At 50.0% G+C, this 312-nt stretch carries 1 pseudogene; it reads right to left on the reverse strand.

Annotated elements, in window-relative coordinates:
* Positions 1-293: pseudogene (locus ACINWC743_RS04105) on the reverse strand (type I secretion protein); the annotation flags it as partial.
* Positions 294-312 lie beyond the last annotated feature (19 nt).

Consider the following 312-nt stretch of genomic DNA (forward strand, 5'->3'; position numbering starts at 1 on the left):
CCCGCTGTATTGATCTCAACCGTGATCTCAGCTGTGACCAAGTCTAAGCCAGTATCATCAGGCGTAGTTGGATCGTTGTCGTTATCGCCTTGACCTGCAAGATGATCGCTTGCTGGTCCAACTCCTTGACCGTTGCGATCTGTAGTCGTGGCTTCAACATTCACTGCCGATCCATCTACGATGCCATCAGCGACCGTAAGTTCTGTCTGGTAGTTGCCATCAGCATCGGTCTTCACTGTCTTGTGAATCACGACATCTTTGCCTGCTGCATCTTTACCGGTGATGGTAATCATCACATCGCTATTCGGTGCA

Origin of the sequence: Acinetobacter sp. WC-743 (assembly GCF_000335555.1) — a bacterium.
GTDB classification, from domain to species: Bacteria; Pseudomonadota; Gammaproteobacteria; order Pseudomonadales; family Moraxellaceae; genus Acinetobacter; species Acinetobacter bereziniae.